The sequence below is a fragment of the Arthrospira sp. PCC 9901 genome, from assembly GCF_059013425.1.
Genome location: NZ_CP102296.1, coordinates 855936 through 875278 on the forward strand (window position 1 = coordinate 855936; position 19343 = coordinate 875278).

Below are 19343 nucleotides of genomic sequence, written 5' to 3' on the forward strand. Positions count from 1 at the left end.
TGGCTAATGTCAAGGAGTTGACAAGAACTGCCCACGACAAAAATATCTTTTCCTAAATGACAATCGTTCCATTTTAGTATGGCATCTACTAGTGGACTGTTTCGGCTAAAATAGGGTAATAGATACCGAGGACGGAGGACTGCAATTATGGGAAGAGGTCGGCGAGATAAAGTCTATCTAACGGTCGAACAGAGAGAAAATCTGGAACAAATCAGTCGAAATGGTCATGCACCCGCCAAAAAAATCCTACACGCTCGTATTTTGCTGATGTCTGATGAAGGAGAAATGGCTCCGAGAAAATGGACAGACCAACAAATAGCAGAAGCTTTACAAGTCCATCAGAATACAGTGGGGCGCATTCGCCAAAGATTCCTTCAAAAAGGGGAACAAGTGGCTCTCAATCGGCAACCGAGAAAAACTCCACCGACTCCACCCAAAGTAGATGGAGCCACCGAGGCTCAAATTATTGCCCTGTGTTGTTCGGACCCCCCATCTGGGAGAGCTCAGTGGACGCTCAGACTGTTAACATCCGAACTCAAAAAACGGCAAATTGTCACCGAAATTTCCTGTACGACCGTGTGGCGGACTCTAAAAAAAACCAATTGCGACCTTGGAAAACCCAACGATTCTGTATTCCCGAACGAGATTTAGCCAGATTTGTGGCTCAAATGGAAGTCGTTCTCGACCTCTACAGTAGCGTCCACAGTGAAGAGGAGCCTTTAATCAATATGGATGAAGCCTCAATCCAACTCCGAGGACATCTCTATGAGGCGGTCGCCATGAAACCCGGACATGACAAAAAAGAGGACTATCACTATACCCGTGAAGGGGTGCAAGCTTTGTTCATGTTTTTCGATCCCAATCGGGGCTGGCGACGGGTCAGCAACCGAGACTCTCGGACGAGGGTAGATTGGGCTGAGGAAGTGCGTCAACTTTTAGATGAAGACTATCCTCATGCTCGAAAAGTCAAGCTGGTGTGTGACAATCTGAATACCCATAACATCGCCTCACTTTATGAGGCTTTTCCGGCTCCCGAAGCCCATCGTTTGGCCCGGCGGCTGGAAATTTATCATACACCCCGGAATGGCAGTTGGTTAAATGTCGCCGAAATTGAACTGAGTATTTTATCCAAGCAATGTTTGGCCCGAAGGATCGCCACCAAAGAAGCGCTGCACCGGGAGATAGAAGCCTGGCAAAAAGAGCGAAATCAGACCGCATCTCGGGTAATCTGGAAATTTGCCACCGGCGATGCCCGCCTCAAATTAAAACATCTTTATCCGGTTTTTGAAATGGCTTGACCTCCAGAATTCCCCCACACTTTCTGAGAGTTAGTTGGGAGCGATCGCCTGTTTCTTGCTGTCCGTTTTCGGCGATCGCCCGTTTGGTGTCGTCCTTTTGACGCGATCGCCTGTTTTGTGCTGTCCGTTTTCGGCGATCGCCCGTTTGGTGTCGTCCTTTTGACGCGATCGCCTGTTTTGTGCTGTCCGTTTTCGGCGATCGCCCGTTTGGTGTCGTCCTTTTGACGCGATCGCCTGTTTTGTGCTGTCCGTTTTCGGCGATCGCCTGATAGTTTTTGAGCGTCACTGTTTGTGGAGCATACTAAAGCAGCAAATTAGCCGAAACGGTCCACTAGGTTATATGACATATTATTACTATGGAATGGAATAATTTGGTTATTAAGGTAATGATTATACATTGCAAAACTCTATTTATGATTTTTTTAAGCTAATTTGCTGTTGATATATTCCAATGCAGTATAGTTAAGCTTTCCTTCTGAAAGCCACTTTTTGTGTATTCCAATCTTATCTTTATTAATCATAACATGACCCAAATCGCTTTGATTTACACTACAATCTAGTTCTAATTTTTGTACTATTTTCTTTAAAGTTTGCAACGGGTTATAGCACATATCTTCAAACTTCACTACTGCATGATACTTAGATTTTTGGATGCCTTCATAAGCCTTTTTATTATATGCGTCAAGACAAGTAACCCAAAATTCGTAGTCCTCCTGTGGTGGTTTTCCCTCAGAACTATATTGAGCATAATCTTGAGGTAAAGTTCCAATAATATCAATTGGATCACGGGTTAGATAAATAATTTTGGCTTTTGGAAACAACTCAAGCCAAGCTGAAAGAGTTATAGAATTACGTGGGTCTTTATGTCCCCATGGACTGTGACCAATATACCCAGCTAGAGCAAGACGAAAAGCTAAATATGATTTATCTATTGGTACGATAGCTTTTTCTGGTATAAATTCTTGTGCAAGTTGTGGATCATTCCACTCCGGTAGTAGCCCCATATTGAGCCATTGAATAAGAGTCCATTCTTTGGTTGAACTATTGGTTACTTGAAAAACTCCTACTGCTTCGAGTAATTCAGCTAAAAGACGGGTTCCTGAATGATGAAAACCACACATGACTACGGGCTGGTTGAAATATTCACTTTCCAGAATAAAATTTTTTTGCTTGTAAAAATCATGATCTAAATGGCTACCTCTTTGAGGTAATTTAGACTCAATCGTTGCACGGTCAATACATCTATGTAGTTTAGAACTATAAGCTGACACAAGACAATTATATATAGCTGTTCCAGATAAAAACTCAGCCACCGGAAAATCGGGACTATCTTTTATTAAATTTGAGATAGATTCAATAAATTTTATTTTGCTTGAGTGATCACGCTCTATAATTTTATATAAGTTAACGTCCGCAAAAATATTTTTTATATCTAATAGTATTCTACGCATTTTACGGGGATCCCTACTAAAAATTTTCATAATCTCTTCAGTAATATGCTTATAAATTAATTCAGTGATATCTTGTAATAAATTATCCTTAATTTTCTGTATGATCCTTGGATTACTATCAATATCATTGCCAAAGGTTAAGTAATCTTGTATTCTAAGATCCCGGTTAATTATACTATATTGTGTTTTACTTATTCCACGTGACACTAATGGTCGATGATCAAATCGAAATTTCCCTTGGGTACAATGCAAAGCTAGGCGTTTGTATAGATCTAATTCAGGACACCATAAAAATCGTTTATCGTAGTACATATTTAAGTATTTTATGTGTTTTGAACTCAAAAATACAGTAGATGGAGCTAACGCATAATTATTGACAAGATTTGATATAAAATCTTGATAATATAAAGTTTTTGTTGTCTGCCAAGGGTGATGGATTCGTTTTTGATCCACTTGTAAAGTTGATGTTTCTTCACAAGTGGCGCTGACCAGATAGGCATTCGTCCCAACCATCACTAAATCAGGATCATTGCGAAAAGCCTGAAAAACTTCTGATAAGCAATCAGGATTATACCAATCATCCTCATGAAGAAGAGTCTTTATTTCTCCTATTCCTGAAGATATAGCTTTCTGCCAGTTTTTCGTTAAACCTAGTCTTGCTTCATTATGAATTACTCGAAAACCATATATCTGCGATCGTTCATCTAAAAACTCCCGTGCTTCAAGTGATGTATTGTCGTTAACTACAATAATCTCAATATCATTAACTGATATGCTGCCGGTAAGTTTGCTATCATAAGTTTGTTGTAATACTGATTTTATACAGCGATCAAAAGTTTTAAAACCATTGAAAAATGGAATGCAAATACTAAAAGTTTTTTTATGGCTATCATGTGATAGGTATACATCATGTGTATTAGTTTCATCTCTTGTGTGAATTTCATGATCCTTATTTACCTCTTTTGGGTGATCTATAAATCTTTGTATGAACTTATATTTTTGGAAAAAAGACGTAAGTAGCGGATCGGCTATAGTATTTTTCAATAGCAGGTTAAGTTTTTCCGGTAGTTTGACCTGGTTTATCGGCTGTTTTCGTAGTCCACTTAAAACCGACCTCAACCTCTCTAAATTTTGAGCATGACTAAATTCCAGTGTAAACAGTTCTCTAGCCTTATAACTACAGCTATGAGCCACCGCACCATCGGATAGCACATGACTTAGAGTAGCTACTAAATTTTTTTCAGTGATTCGCATAACCGCATCTGAATCAATAATATCTGCCACTGCTGCTCCCTCAGATAGCAGTACAGTTAACCCCATCGCCAAAGCATCCGATAACTTGGCTGGAATTTGGAATTGTGAAATGGGAGACTTCTGATCCTGCAATAAAACACAGATATCTCCGGCTGCTACTACATCAGGAATCTGATCAAAGGGCTGATTCTCCAAAAATAGATAGTTTACGCCCTGAATTTCTTGTAAATTGGCTTTCATACTTGGATCTGGAAAATCACCCACGATCGCAAATACCACATCTCTACGCCCCAGATCTGCCAAAGCCTCTGCCGTTGCCACTAAACCCTTATGTTCCCTGGGTGTGCCGAAAAACAGCACCACCTTCTTATCATCAGAAATACCCAACCTTTTCCGACTTTGACTCCGGCGTTCAGGGAAAGGTTGAAAAATCCTTTCATCCCTAGCATGGCGGATGATTTCACCCCCATAAACCTGTTTTAAAGCCGGATTTGATACTGTGACTGCATCAAACTCTTGAGCTAGTCCTACAGCAATTTGTGTCCATTCTTTATCTATTAAATTCTTGAACTCAGGTAATTGACCTTGAGATTTGAGCAAATCTTCTAATTGAATGGCAGTTTCAGCTTGGACAAAGGCTAATTCTTCATCATCAATATCAACAATCACCCGCGCATTCCACACTAACTTATATAACAGCCCAAAAATCATATTTGGAATACGCGGTTTGGAAAGATGCACAATATCATAGGGATGAGCAAATACTAGGTTCATCGCCTGTTCAATAAACTGACTTTCATCCTCCACGATGAAACTATGGCAAGGAATAGAGATATGGCGTATCGGTTCCCATATTTCTCTTCCATACTTAGGGAAAATACTACCAATAATTTCTACATCTGCGATCGCTTCATAAAGTTGAGCGAGATTATAAACCCGACCCGCCGGATTATGAGCCAGTTCCCAGCTACAGACAGCCACTTTAGGTTTATCTGCAATTTGAACAGTATCATAAACTCCTACATTATCTTCTTTAATAACGCCCCAATTCAGATAAAAATTAGTCAATTTAGGCTCAATACTAACAGCCATATTACCAGCCTTTTCTGCTTCTGATAGACGTTTTAACTCTAGTAAAACCCGAATCAAATTAAAATGATGCCAAGCATCATCTGAATGCAAATTAACTGTCTGTTGATAGGCTTTAGCAGCTTCTTCTAAACGCCCAACAGTACGCCAAATATCTCCCAGATTTTGCCAAGCATTGATTTGCAATTGAGTATTATTTGGTGCGATTTGTAAAGTGTTTTTATAAAATGTAACTGCTTGATCTAACTGACCTTGACTTCTGAAAGCATCCGCCAACATTAAAGAAATTTTGGCATCTTGAGGATTAGCTTCTAAAGCTCTATAATAAATCTGTAAGTTATCGGGATTGGCTTCGATCGCCTTATAATAAACCTGAGAAATTTCTTCCAGATTGGGGGGGACTTGATGTCGGAGTGCATCCCCTAACTTTTCATAGATACAAGGCAAATCAGGCTGAATTTCTATTGCCCTTTTATAAGCCTTAACTGCTGCTTCCCACCGCTCCAACTTGACCAATGCTTCGGCTAAATTGTAGTGAGACCAGGGTAAATCATCCCGCCAAGCGATCGCATTTTGATAAGCCTCCGCCGCCTCAGACCATCGCTCTAGCTTTAATAGAGCATCCCCTAAGTTATTATGAGACCAAAAGAACTCCGGGTTAAGACCGATCGCATTTTGATAGGCTGCCACCGCTTCTGACCATCGCTCTAGCTTTAATAGAGCATCCCCTAAGTTATTATGAGACCAAAAGAACTCCGGGTTAAGACCGATCGCATTTTGATAGGCTGCCACCGCTTCTGACCATCGCTCTAGCTTTAATAGAGCATCCCCTAAGTTATTATGAGAGCCAGAGAACTCCCCATCAAGACCGATCGCATTTTGATAGGCTGCCACCGCTTCTGACCATCGTTCTGACCCCGACAAAGCATCCCCCAACAGATGCCAAACTTCGCTATCGTTTGGGGACTTTTCCGCTACCTGTTGCCACAGGGTCACCGCATCTTCCCAGGCTGATAACTTCACCAAAACCTTACCTAAATTTCGCTGAAGTATCAGTGAGTCTTTGTCTAAAGCGATCGCATTTTGATAAGCCTCCGCCGCCTCCGACCATCTTTCTAGCTTGAAGAGAGCATCTCCTAAGTTATTATGAGACCAGACAAAATCCCCTTTTAAAGCGATCGCATTTTGATAAGCCTCCGCCGCCTCCGACCACCGCTCCAACTGTCGCAGCGCATCTCCTAAGTTATTATGAGACCAGACAAAATCCGGCTCAAGAGCGATCGCATTTTGATAGGCTGCCACCGCTTCTGAGCATTGTTCTGACCCCGTCAAAGCATCCCCCAACAGGTGCCAAACTTGGCTATCGTCTGGGGACTTTTCCGCTACTTGTCGCAACACCCCCGCCGCTTCATCCCAGGCTGATAACTTCACCAAAACCCGAGCTAACTCTCGCTGAGGTTCCACCCAGTCGTTGTCTAAAGCGATCGCTTGTCGCAATTCGATCGCTGCTTCTGACCATTTTTCTCGTAAAGCCAAAGCTCTCCCCAACTTCCAGTGAATTTCTGCCACTGTCCTATGTTGTTGTAGTGGTCTAGTGTTTCGGCGGCGACTCTGTGTGATCCCGAATCGAGGAGATTTAATAGACATAACGAGGATGCGATAATCGAATTAGGTTTAACTTTATGACTTAATCTTCTCCCTAGGGAGTCAGTAACCGGATCAAAGGAAATGGAAAATTTAAATTCCCAGGATACAAGGGATAGCACTGTGTTACCTGGGCAAGGCTTGGTTAGGTAACTATACTATTGCTGATGCAACTTGGCGTTCCCTTTTTTGCCTAATTCAGTATAGACGATGCTCATCTAAAAGTGCAAGTCCAAAACCAAAAATTTCTGTTCACCAGCACCATACTCATGCGCTCATAACTTGACATAGTGGGAAGTTGACATTTTTCCAAGTTAGTTTATTCAAAGTATTTTTAAATTTGTAAAAAAGCCAGCCCATAGATTTGTGACAGGTACTTGGTTATCATTTATCCAAAATTATATATTCTATCCATAACTCACAATTGATGCCTGTAGATTTTCCTGGTTAATTACCACCCATATATACCCCCTCCTTATGTATGATCCTCCCCCTCCCCCTCTGGGGCGCACTCCGTGGCCCGCCGGAAGGCTTCGATCGCCTCATCAATGCGACCCAACTCCTGGAGAGCATCACCCAACTTATGATAAACCTCCCAACTGTTGGGATTCAACTCCAGCACCCGGCGATAAATTTCCGCCGCCTCGGACCAATTTTCTCGTTCCGACTCCAGGTCGCCCAACACCTCCCAAACTGAGACCAAATCGGGAGCCAGAGCCACTGCCTTTTGATAAGCGCCGATCGCCTGCTCCCAAGCCTGCATAACCACATAAACATCCCCCAAATGCACCCACATTTCCCCATGTTCAGGAGCCAAAGCCACCGCTTTTTGGTAGACCCCAGCGGCATCAGACCATTGCTCCAAGGCTTCCAGAGCCTGGGCTAATAGCTGCAACACCTCCAGGCGTTCCGGTTCCCTCTCGAGCAGGTGGCGACAAATATCAACACAGCCCTGCCAATTTTCCCCTGTGGCTGCAGCGATCGCCTCTTCCCAGCCTCGTTGACCGGGTGGTGATGCAGAAGCCACCCCCCCCATAGGGATGTGATTTGGGGGGGTTACAGGTTCTTCTACCCGCCGCTGAGGAGGTTTCTGGGTGTCTGCTGTCGGGGAACTCACAGATTGCACCGGGGGCAAAACCGCGACGGGTGGAGAGGGTAAAATCTGGTGGTGGGAAGTAGGTAACGGAGATTGATAATCTTCCCCTATAGGAAGCCTTCTGCGGTTCCCTCTCAGCCAACCGAAACCGGGAAAACGCTCCCACCAAGGTCGTTGTGGCTGAACTTGTCGGGGGGGTGTAGGTTCCCGACGTTCGGCTAACTCAAATGCGCGACGATAATAGGTCATCGCCTCTCCCTGTCGCCCTAAATGATAGAGGGCTTCGGCTAACTGTTGATGAGCCTTAGCACTGTGGGGGTGGGTAGTAACAGCCACCTGATAACAAGCGATCGCCTGAGTTTTCTGCCCCCTACGCCATAACCCCCTATCCCAACCAAACATTCCCCCAAGGAAGCCAGTTCCGGTTTCGCCTGGATAGCTTCAAACAAACAGTCCTGTAGGGGCGGGTTCCACGGTCAGCCATGCTTCCGACCAGCCAGCCTTGTCAACCCGCCCCTTCTTTACCCAAGGCTCCCCAGGCGCTGGCTAGACTGCGATAAATGCGGGGATGGGGTTTTAATTTGACAGCTTCCTGTAAACTGACGATCGCCTCTGGGTAGCGTCGCTGTTGCAGACACAATTCCCCTAACTCCTGATGCCATAGGCCATTTTTCGGTTCCAAAGCGATCGCCTGTCGATAGCAGCGTAGCGCCTTACCATAAGCCGCCAAACCCACCAGAGCCTTCCCCCAGAGACTATATGCTCTGGCTTCCCTCGGTCGCCACTGCACCACCTGCTGACACTGCTGGACGCAAGCCTGATAGCGTTTTTGCTGATATAACTCCGTGGCCCTTTCCAAGGCTACATCTACATCTGGCGGCGCAAAAGCCCCACCCCCTGGCGGTGGCAACTCTTCGGGTATTTGTCGCCCAGCAATCAAACTTAACCAACGCGCCTGACTAGGAGGTAAGGTCTTGTTACTATGGCGTAAAGCCTTAGACAAATTTTCCAAAGCCATCAACAGGCGGGGATTTTGTTCCAGGGCGCGACCATAACAGGCGATCGCATCATCCCACTTTTCTTGAGCCACCAGGGCTTGTCCCAAACTATTGCGAGATTCAAAAGAGTCCGGTTGCAACTCCACCGCGCGCCGATAGGCGGCTTCCGCTTGGGACCACAAACCTTGAGCCGAGAGAACCTCCCCCAAATTGTGATAGGCTTGGGAATCGTGGGGCGATCGCCTGACCACCTGGCGATAACACACCTCAGCCTCCTGGAGTCTGCCACCTTGTAAAAGGCTATTACCCACCGCCAAAAACTCCGAGACTTCCCCCTGGTCTGGCTGCCAAATCAAAGCCTGATATCGACAACTAAGGGCTTGCTGAGGTTGTCCCAACTTCTGCCATACTTTACCCAAATTCCGATGAGCCGCTACCAAGTTCGGTTGGAGAGCGATCGCCCTTTCATAGCATTTTACCGCCTGTTCCCAGCGTTGCATTTGAGCATAGAGACTTCCCAAATTCGTGTGAATTGTGGCATCTGCGGGGTTCAACTGCACCGCCTTCTCAAAAGCAGCCACCGCCTCCGATAATCGTTTCAACCCCAACAAAGCCTTACCCAACAGGGGGTAAATATTCGCCGCCTCCGGGTCTAATGCCAGAGCCTGCTGACACAGACTCAAAGCCTGCTGAAATTGTTTTTCCTGCAAATTCGCTTCTACCTGTGCCACCATATCCGATGGTGGCTCCTCTGGGGCTTGAGGAATCTCTGGTTTCCCCTGACTTGGGCTTTCCGGTTGGGGGGGGTCTTTCCTCTCAACCACAGATTCCCTATAACCAAGAGCCTGCGCCCTTTGATACCAATATCTTGACCAATATTCATCGCCCCGCTGTTGCCAAACTTTACCCAACAACTGACAGGTGATGGCAGAATTAGGGTCATGGTGAAGCGCCTGTTCACAAGCGGCTATGGCTGCATCAATGTCACCCCCTTGGAGATGAAATTCAGCTTGTTTCTGAAACCCGGCGGCTAGGGCGGTTTCGCTTAAATTGGGAAAATTGATCATAGTAACCTTAGACATTGAGGGCTGGGTGAGATCATTTTTCTGGCTAGAAGTCGGGAGGCTGGCTGTATCGGTGGCGAGTATAGAATCTAGCAACTCTAGCAAGGTCTCTGGGTTAATCCAGATATCTTCTGTTAAGGCAGTAGGATACATCAGTTGTCGGAGGGGATAGCAGTCTAAGGCTTCTCCGGTGATGTAGTAGTGATGGAGTCCCACTTGCCGACTTAACCCCCAAAAGTAAGGCCGAATGTAGTGGGGAGACATGAGTTCAATGATGGTGCTTCCAGGCTGACAGAAAATTAAATTGGTTAACCCGCTACCGTGGGATGCGACAATGACTTTCGCCTGGGAAAATACTTGAGCCTGTTGGGCTACAGATAGGGTTTCGGGGTTGATGGTGGTAAATCCCCGCTGCTGCAATAGGGAGGCGATCGCCTCTTCGTTTAACAACCGCCGATATTTGGCGCTATGACGGCTGATATAGATGAGCTTTGGTGGTTTTTCATCACCTAATTTAGATTTCTGTGGGTCAGAGAGTTCCAGAAAGCCCTCTGAGTTAAGGTTAACCCCTACGGTTTCCTCCTGTAGCCAAGTCCGACGATGCCAAGCTAACACCCACGGTGGTGGATAGCCTACGGGTCCGGCAAAATCCGGAACTAAAAGCTGATCTGCTTGGATATGGGGGTGAATGTCGCTTTCGACTATTTGGGATTCTGGTATACCTAACCGTTGCAGGGTTTCTCGTTGGAAGGGGTGACGGATACTGTTCACTACAATGCGATCGATATCCTGCCAATTGTAGCCAGCCTGTCGCAAAATTTCTAATCGCGGCAGTACGTCAACCATCCAGTGAAAGTAAACACTACCCGATATTCCTGATACTACCGCAACAGTTCCGGCGATCGCCTCTGCTTCTGTGAGTCCATCCTTGGCAAAAATTGGGTGGCGGCGAGGGTCATGGTTACGGCAACCTGGTAAGGGGGTAGGATAAAATCGGGAAAATGGCGGCAGCATCTCCCCTTCCGCGTTAATTATGGCGGTGGCGTTACAGACTTTCCACCAATTGCGACGCGGATCAACAATCGCCCGCCCCTGGGGTAAAATGGTCACGTTTCCGGTGATGTTCGATAAAGGTAAGGGCGCTGGGGGTTTCAATTTGTATTGATGGCTGCCTACCTGTTGGGGGGAAAGTTTTCTATAATCGGCTTTAGGCAAGGATGGCAGTCTAATCCCTGACAGGCTGGTAGGTCGGGGTCAGCCGGGGGTAACTCTGGTAGGTCGGGAATGGGTTGAGATAGGGGTGGGTTGGTTTCCGGTTCGGCGGTTAATAGTTCTAAACTCTGGTTATAATGTTTTTGGGCTTCTTTGATACGACCCTGTTCCCTCAGAATGTCTCCCCAAGCTAAATGGGCGGCGGTGAAGTCTGGTTGCAGTTTCAGGGTTTTTTGATAGTATTGTTCGGCCGCTCCAAAGTTCTGGTATTCTGCTAAGGCTTGACCTAAGTGAAAGTAGGTTTGGGCTAGTTTGATCACACTCACGGATATATCGTTTTGGTTGAGTGCTTGTAGTAGCTGGGCGCAGGCTTTTTGGGCTTCTCCTAAACTGCCGTCAACGCTTTGGTTTTCACTTTGGGTTATATAGGCGGTTAACAGGAATTCCTGCCCTTTAATGGCTTCTTTTAAATGGGCGATCGCTTCTGGAAAATCTGCTAATTCCATCAGAGACCAGGCTAAATCACTATGGATACCCGGAAATTCTGGCGCTAGGCTTAACACTTTTTGGAAGCACTCTAGGGCGGCTATATGGCTTCCCTGTTGTTGCAGGGCTTTCCCTAGGTTATGTTGAATTATGGCACTGTCCGGTTGCAGTTGTACGGCTTTTAAAAAGGCGGCGATCGCCCTATCCCCATCCTGTTTTCCTAATAGCGATCGACCGAGGTTATTATGGAGGCTGGCTGTCTGCGGCCACTTTTTGAGGGCGGCTCCGAGAATCTCTAAGGCGGTTTTATATTCCCCTCTTCCTACTAAAATACCCCCTAAATTACTATAAGGCATGGGGGTTTCTGGTTCCAGATAAATCGCGCTTTGATAGGCGGCGATCGCTTCGATTTCTCGCCCTGACTGTTGTAGGATTAACCCTAAGTTATAATAGGCGTTGGTGTAGTTCGGCTTGTGGATTATCGCTTGACGGTAACAGGCGATCGCCTCCTCTACATCTCCCAATTTTTCTAAACAAATCCCAAGATTATAATGTACCTCCGGCCACGGCAAATAAACCTCTAACGCCCTTTTATACCAATCTACCGCCTTCCCATAATCTTTCTGCTGCTGACACCATAAACCTCGCTCGGCTAGGGACTTAGCCGCTGGAGATACTTGGTTTGTTGACTGGTTACTAACCATCATCATTCATCGTTTTTTGTCTGTATACATCGTTACTTTTTTTACAATTAATAATCACTTAAATTCACCGCCCCGTATGTAGCCTAAACTACCCCCACTATTATCCGGCAAAATTTCATAAATCTTAATACATTGCTAAAAATATGGTAATTTCAGTTAAGAAAAATATCTCCACCTAGCACCTAGCCAGCCACTAGATTAAATCGAAGCTGTCAGAGTCGAGGTCATCTAACCCTTCTCCTAAATGCAGAATCGGAATGGCTTGTCCATTGCCGTCAATGTAGTACAAAACGCCACTGGTGGAATTATAAACTAGGTTAGCCCCTCCGGTATTGGTGGGATTAGTCGGATCAAAGTTGGCAATTGTGGTAAACTCACTATCAGCGAGGTTTTCCGCCCCTCCCAAGGCATCAAAAATATCCGCATCTAATTGGATGCGATCTTCACCCACAGTAAAATCTGTGATGGTGTCGAGTCCAAACAACTCTTGAATGCTGAAGGATTCCTTATCGGGGTCACTAGAAACTAAGCTAAAGGTATCAGATCCTTTACCCCCGGTCAGAAGGTCATTACCTTTCTCGGCAAAAATGCGATCGTTCCCCTGACCACCATAAACGGTGTTATCCCCTTTACCGCTATGGATAACATCATCACCCTTACCACCAAAAATCAGGTTATTTCCAGGTCCACCAAGTATGGTGTTATTACCTTCGACACCGTAAATAGTATCGTTACCAGTGCCACCATAAATTAGGTCATTACCCTTATCTCCCAACAGGGTATTATTGCCTTCCCCGCCGTGGATGATGTCATCTCCCTGACCTCCATAGATGATGTCATTTCCCTGACCACCATACACGAGGTCATCTCCCAGGTTACTAAACAGCAGATTATTGCCTTCTCCAGCATAGACTGTGTCACTGCCCTTACCCCCATAAATGATGTCATCATCCTTACCACCATAAACGAGGTCATCTCCCGCACCTCCCAATAGGGTGTTATTCCCTTCTCCAGCGGAGATTGTATTCTTACCTTCCCCGCCGTAGATGATGTCATTTCCCTGACCACCATAAATTAGGTCATCTCCCTTACCTCCGTAAATGATGTCATCTCCCGCACCTCCAGATAGGGTATTATTGCCCCCGTCCCCCCCATATATCACATCATTCAGGTCCCCACCAGCGATCAAATCACTACCTCCGGTACCTATGAGGCGGTTCTCCTGGTTCATAAACCCTTCGATGATTAAGCCACCATCGATCGCATTCGGGTTGGGCCTGCTACTTTCGGGCTGTGTGGGGTTAGGTATTAATTCGGCGGTCATGGTAATTCATTCCTGGTAGATACACGGTTGTGGTCAAAAAATTAAAAATCAATCACATAAGCAACCACTAGATTGCTCAATCACCCTATTATGTGGCGGTGCAAGTCTCCATAATAGAAACATGAATCAGCCATTTACGCTCATGCAAACTAGAGAGGCAAATCATGCTCTTCGGGTTTTCATATCACAAAACAAATGTAACAGCTACATTAGCTATTGTCAATAATATGGCGATGACATTTGGTTCATGCTCTTTGACCGATAATCCTGACAGTTCGGTTGAATTCTTATGATATATCAATACCAGGTCTATTTTTGACTGTTACACTTGGCGGAAAAATCATAGTTCCCCATGGTAAGCCCTTTTCCAGGGGAAGTTGTGGTTTGAGGCTCCCCAAAAATGCTAGATATCATCAAGCTACTGTAAAGGATTTAGCCAGAATGAGAAGTTTTTGTAAAATGGATGAATCACAGATAATTTATTAATGTATAATATAATCGGGTGAGGCTGTGGTCAAATTAATCATTAAATAGGGCGATTAATTCTCTACAACCCCTCCCCAATAGGTTTTACTCAACTTCTGCCGTGGGTTCTAGGCTGGGTTGAAGTTCGATCGCCTGGCGTTGTCTTTGGCGAAATTCCGCCGCCGCATCTTGGATATTTTGATTTTGTTGATTTTGGATGAATTCCCCATTCATATCAAACCGACCTTGCTGGACACTGTGGAGAATATCAAACAATGTCCGCTGATTAAGGGTATTGGAGGAGTCGGTAGTGCTATTACGACTATCAAAATCTTGCAGGGGATTAATGGTGGCTTGGGCGATTAATTCAGGTGCTGCCTGAACCGCAGACCCGAAGCCGAAAGTAGCGATCGCAGAAATACTCAAACCTAGGGTAAATTTCAAAGGTGTTAATTTCATCATGACTATCAGATTCCAACAACTACTGTAATCATACCTGATACATTTACGCGACATTTATCCGGCTATTGCCTCACAATGCGACGATAGCACTATTACCCGTTAAGGTAACAGAGGCGGTATCCCGCAAAGCTTTTAGAAAGATTCCCAAAGCACCGTTCCAGTCCCTGGGTAGAGTGAACCCACACTCAGGACATCGGAACACTTTTGAGCCACCTAGCTGGGAATGCACATGACCACAGTGAGTACAGGTTTTGCTGGTGTATTCTTCCGTCACATCTACAACTGTGGTTCCAGTTATCTCGGCTTGATGTCTCAGGGTTAGTTTGAATCGATAATGCGCCCATGTCAGCATGGCGCGGGCAGTCTTGGATTTGATTTTCCGCTTGGCTTTGGTAACCATGTTGGAAGTCTCGAAGGTCGGCAGAAAAATTATGCTGTAGTTGTGAGTCAAGTAGTGAGCAATTTGTTTGTGGGCTTCATCAACTAGATTGCGGATTTTGGTTCTCATTCGTTGAGCCGCTTGCCTCATCCGTCGCCTTCTTGAACGACAGGGTTCCTTGGCGATTCGGCTCATCAAATCATCCAAATGTTGACATAACCGAGTAATGCGTCCAATATCTCCGGAGCCCAATTCCAGAAACCGAGAGCCATCAAACCCGGTTATGAAAGTTCGCACACCCGGGTCTAATGCAATCACGCCAGTAGCGTCAGTCGGAGTGATGGCCACAGGTTCAGGAAACACCGCAAACCACCGCCCCTTGGCCAAGACTAATTGGGTCCCTTGAACACAAGTTTTAGGGATAGCTTCGGAAACCATGAAAGTTAATCCTTTCGTGAGTCTTGGATACCAACTCCCTGAAGAGAAATTAGCATCGTTAAACTTGATGGCTTGAGAACTATCCCGACAGCTCCTAAACCTGGCGCCAGGACTGGCTGAAAAGGCGAGATAGGCATCAAAGATGGCATTTTGCCGAATGTGGCAGGGTGTTTCTTTGACCCATTCGGGTAAGTCACTCTGCATCACTTTATTGCGTAACTTTAACTTGCTTAGTCGTTTACCACTCCGGGATAATGCAATTGCTTGGTTGTAGCAATACCGACAAGCGGCCAACCATTTACGCCAGACTTGATTTAGCTCTAGGCTGGGGTAAATCCGGATCTTCTTTGACCTGAGTTTTATATTTACGCAGTCCGTATAATCGGGAACTGAAGCAGTGGAGGATGGCGAGGATGTCCTCAACCATTTCTGGTTCTGGACTGAGACTTGTCTCGTTGAGAACCACGAGTTCACACCTGTTTTGTTCGCAGAGCCATCGAAACAAGTCAAATCCAAACCTTGCCAGTCGGTCTTTATGGGCAATGACAACCATGCGGACATCTCCTGACAAGATTTGTCCCAGTAAGGCCAGCATTTTCTTTCCCTTGAAGTTGAGCCCGCCTCCGATTTCTGAGACGACTTCTGCTTCGGGGTAGAGGTTGGACAGTGCGGCCACCTGTCGGTTGAGGTCGGACTGCTGGGCGCGGCTACTAACTCTGGCATAGATAACGACTTTGCGTTTGTCACTGCCTGATATGGAATCAGAATATGACTCAACGTTGTATCGTCGTTGCCCAGCGGGGGTTCTGATGGTCTCGATTGAGCCATTTTCGTCCCATCTGCGGAGTGTTCTTTCATGGACTCCAAGGATTTGGGCGGCTTCCTTGGGTTTGACATATCTGGCAATAGGTTTATCCTCAACCCTTCTCGCTTCTTATACCGTATTGCCCTAAAATATTAACCTAATTTGAGATTAAATCATACCTCTCCTGTACAGAAGAGGTATGGCAATTTAAGCATTGGTCAGACTATTAAGCAAACCGACGGCGTAAGAGGGGTTGAATGATTAATAAGGAGGCGATCGCAAACGCCAACAATACCACCAAAGCCACCCCAAAAGTTATATTACCAAAAGGAGCCGCCATGACCACGCTACCGAAAGACCAACTCTCATGGGTATAAAGATAGCGAATTGGCTCGATCGCATAACTTAATGGATTCAGGGTAGCCACCACCTGTAACCACCGAGGCATAAATGACAGAGGCGCTAAGGCGGTACTAGCAAATAATAGCGGTAAATTAGTGACAAAAATCACCGCAATTAGTTCAATGTGACCAGGGAGGGCAAAAGCCAGACCTAAACTTAAACCCGTCACCCCCAAAACCAACAATAACACCACCAGGGCAATTACTGCTAATCCGGCAATTCCTGGCAATCCCGCCCCGATAAATGCGGCGACAGTGACAATCGCCGCCGTTTGAATCAAGCTGAGGGTGACAATATAAATCGCCGAGGCTAAAACAATGGAAAACCGGGAAGCCAAAGGCGCTACTAGGAGGCGATTAAGGAACCCAAATTCTCGGTCAAACATTACGGGTAATCCGGCATTTAAAGCCCCCGCAAAAGCGGTAAAGACAATCACTCCTGCCCCCAAAAACTGACCATAATTATCAGTTTCTCCAAATAAGCCCTGGGGGGCATTTTGGAATAATGCACCGAACAGAATTAACCACATTAATGGCTGAATTACTCCGGCTATTAATGTTGATGGTCGTCGCTGTAATTGAATAAATAAACGACGGGTTAAAGCGGCTGTTTCCTGAATAAAATCGGCGATATCATTGGTTTTTTCTGGTCTAATTTCAGCAGTTGATAACTGATTAATGCTGGTACTACTCATGGTTTGCAAGTCTCCATTAACAGGTTATTTTCGACAAGTTAACGCATATTGCGTTTTTTCTCCGCTTTGGGGTCGCGAGTGGCGACGGCGGCTATTTCTGCATCCATTAGGGTTTGACCTGTCGCCGCTAAATAGACATCATCTAAACTAGGGCGAGATTGTGCTATCCCAAAGGTGGGTAAGCCAGCATCTTTAAGGGCTTGTTGAATGGTAAATAGGGCATTATTTTGGGATGCAACTACGAGGTTAAGAGAGTTTCCCTGAGCCTGATTGATGATTACCTCTTGGACACAGGGAAGCGGCTCTAATAGGGCTTTGGCGGCTTGGGCTTCTGATAAGGGGGAAAACTCCCGAATTCTCAGGGTAATGCGATCGCCTCCTACTCTGTCTTTCAATTCGGAGGGGGTTCCGGTGGCAATTACTACCCCTTTATCAATGATGGAGACGCGATCGGCTAAAGCATCTATTTCCTCTAAATAATGGCTGGTAATCAAAACTGTGATTCCTTGTTCTCGCAATTGTCGCAGGAAATCCCACACTACCACCCGACTTTCAATATCTAACCCGACAGTCGGTTCATCAAGGACCAAAACATCAGGTTGATGCAGAAGTCCAGAAGCGAGATCTAAACGCTTACGAATACCCCCAGAATAAGTCCCGGTTTTTTGATCAATCCATTCCCCCAAGCCTAGCAAATTGGACACAGTTTCAATGCGATCTTTGATGCGAGGACGGGGGATATGGTACAAGGAGGCTTGTAGTTGCAACAGTTCCCGACCTGTGAGAACTTTATCAATGGCTACTTCCTGGGCTACATAGCCAAGGCGCTGTCTCACTAATTTCGGCTCCTCGAGAACTGAAATTCCCGAAACGGCTAACTTTCCTGCGTCGGGAGTGATTAAGGTACACAGCGATCGCAGGGTGGTGGTCTTACCAGCGCCGTTAGGACCAAGCAAGCCAAAAATTTCCCCAGGCTGAATTTCTAAGGAAATGTCTTTCACGGCTTCTACTGAGCCGTAACGTTTTTGGAGATTTTGGATAAGAACGGCAGGAGTCATGTCACAATTAAGCTAGGTGCTGCCCATATTTACATTACTCAACATTTTAACAGTCGCCCGTATTAGTTAGTGAACTAAAGGCCTTGTACCATGAGCCGGATTTTAATTGCTGAAGATGAACCCCGGATAGCTGCTTTTTTGGAAAAGGGACTGCGGGCTAGTGGTTTTACTACTGCGATCGCTAATAGTGGACAAGATGTTTTAGATCAGGCGTGTGGCCATAATTTTGATTTGCTGATCCTAGACCTGGGACTTCCTGACCGCGACGGTTTCCAGATTTTAAAAGAATTGCGCGGTCAGGGGGAAACTTTACCCATTATCATCCTCACCGCTAGGGATGACCTCAGCGACAAGGTGGCGGGTCTGGAGGCGGGGGCTGATGATTATGTGACTAAACCCTTTCGCTTCGCTGAATTGCTGGCTAGAGTCCGCGCTAGACTCCGCAACCAACCCTCTAAAAATGCTGATGATGATAAAACTCTCTCCACCGCTAATATCTGCTTGAATTTGTACACTCGTGAGGTACAGGTGGCCGATCGCACTCTCCAACTTTCCGCTAAAGAATTTCTCCTATTGGAGACTTTTCTGCGTCACCCGGAACAGGTACTTAGTCGAGAACAGTTACTTGATCAAGTTTGGGGTTATGATTATGACCCCGGCTCTAATATCGTTGATGTTTATGTGGGGTATCTGCGGAAAAAATTGGGAAGCGATCGCATTGAAACAGTTAGAGGGATGGGTTATCGGTTATGTACTTCCCCCGCTTCCTCCAGTCAAATTTGACAGTGGTTGATATCATCTGCAATTTTTGGGCGAACAATTGATCCGGAGCGATCGTCTTGTTTATAACTGTTTGGCTCGATTCAGATTGTTTAGGTTAGGGGTTAACCTAAAATTAATCCCACTTCCAATTTAGTTTGATAATTAAAGGGTGTGTCCAAGCTCAAATTAGCCCCTAATTGCCTACGCATAAAATCCTTTTTTCGGGTTTTATGTGAGCTTTGCTATGGTAAAGCGATC

The 19343-nt window shown here is 45.6% G+C and carries 13 protein-coding genes; 2 read left to right on the plus strand and 11 right to left on the minus strand.

Features of this window, described 5'->3' with window-relative positions:
* The first annotated feature begins 147 nt into the window (after nt 1–147).
* A protein-coding gene (locus tag NLZ44_RS03865) for an IS630 family transposase (RefSeq protein WP_493751432.1) occupies nt 148–1298 on the plus strand; the annotation gives its coding sequence in 2 pieces (ribosomal slippage) (nt 148–589 and nt 589–1298; 1152 coding nt in all).
* Here NLZ44_RS03865 and NLZ44_RS03870 read toward each other — a convergent pair.
* The 11 genes from NLZ44_RS03870 to NLZ44_RS03920 all read right to left on the minus strand — a co-directional run bounded on the left by NLZ44_RS03870 (nt 1258) and on the right by NLZ44_RS03920 (nt 18323).
* Entirely contained in the window at nt 1258–1584 is a 327-nt protein-coding gene (locus NLZ44_RS03870; protein WP_493751085.1) for a hypothetical protein, read from the minus strand. The genes NLZ44_RS03865 and NLZ44_RS03870 overlap by 41 nt on opposite strands.
* A gap of 136 nt (nt 1585–1720) precedes the next feature.
* Nucleotides 1721–6739 (minus strand): tetratricopeptide repeat protein, encoded by a 5019-nt coding sequence (locus NLZ44_RS03875; RefSeq protein ID WP_493751911.1) that lies wholly within the window; start codon nt 6737–6739, stop codon nt 1721–1723.
* A gap of 472 nt (nt 6740–7211) precedes the next feature.
* Entirely contained in the window at nt 7212–8234 is a 1023-nt protein-coding gene (locus NLZ44_RS03880; protein WP_493751912.1) for a tetratricopeptide repeat protein, read from the minus strand.
* A gap of 103 nt (nt 8235–8337) precedes the next feature.
* Nucleotides 8338–11004: a tetratricopeptide repeat protein gene (locus NLZ44_RS03885; RefSeq protein ID WP_493751913.1), complete on the minus strand. Its 2667-nt coding sequence runs from the start codon at nt 11002–11004 to the stop codon at nt 8338–8340.
* A gap of 62 nt (nt 11005–11066) precedes the next feature.
* Nucleotides 11067–12302, minus strand: a complete 1236-nt coding sequence (locus tag NLZ44_RS03890; RefSeq protein ID WP_493751914.1) for a tetratricopeptide repeat protein — start codon at nt 12300–12302, stop codon at nt 11067–11069.
* 187 nt (nt 12303–12489) lie between these two features.
* Nucleotides 12490–13620, minus strand: a complete 1131-nt coding sequence (locus NLZ44_RS03895) for a calcium-binding protein (RefSeq protein WP_493751915.1) — start codon at nt 13618–13620, stop codon at nt 12490–12492.
* Between the two features lie 570 nt (nt 13621–14190).
* The gene (locus NLZ44_RS03900) at nt 14191–14547 is read right to left on the minus strand and encodes a hypothetical protein (RefSeq protein WP_006624446.1); all 357 of its coding nucleotides are present in this window, start codon (nt 14545–14547) and stop codon (nt 14191–14193) included.
* Nucleotides 14548–14617: 70 nt separating this feature from the next.
* Nucleotides 14618–15727: an RNA-guided endonuclease InsQ/TnpB family protein gene (locus NLZ44_RS03905; protein WP_493752943.1), complete on the minus strand. Its 1110-nt coding sequence runs from the start codon at nt 15725–15727 to the stop codon at nt 14618–14620.
* On the minus strand, nt 15663–16271 hold the full coding sequence (locus NLZ44_RS03910) for an IS607 family transposase (protein ID WP_493752944.1): 609 nt from the start codon (nt 16269–16271) through the stop codon (nt 15663–15665). The genes NLZ44_RS03905 and NLZ44_RS03910 overlap by 65 nt, the downstream gene beginning before the upstream one ends.
* Nucleotides 16272–16395: 124 nt before the next feature.
* Nucleotides 16396–17265 carry an ABC transporter permease gene (locus tag NLZ44_RS03915; protein ID WP_493751916.1) on the minus strand — a complete coding sequence of 290 codons (870 nt, stop codon included), beginning with the start codon at nt 17263–17265 and terminating at the stop codon, nt 16396–16398.
* Between the two features lie 38 nt (nt 17266–17303).
* Complete coding sequence (locus tag NLZ44_RS03920) at nt 17304–18323, minus strand: ABC transporter ATP-binding protein (RefSeq protein ID WP_353912524.1); 1020 nt, start codon at nt 18321–18323, stop codon at nt 17304–17306.
* A 90-nt stretch (nt 18324–18413) separates the two neighbouring features.
* Here NLZ44_RS03920 and NLZ44_RS03925 point away from each other — a divergent pair, with 90 nt between their 5' ends.
* A complete protein-coding gene (locus NLZ44_RS03925) occupies nt 18414–19106 on the plus strand; it encodes a response regulator transcription factor (protein ID WP_493751917.1) in 693 nt (230 codons plus the stop codon).
* Nucleotides 19107–19343: the final 237 nt, after the last annotated feature.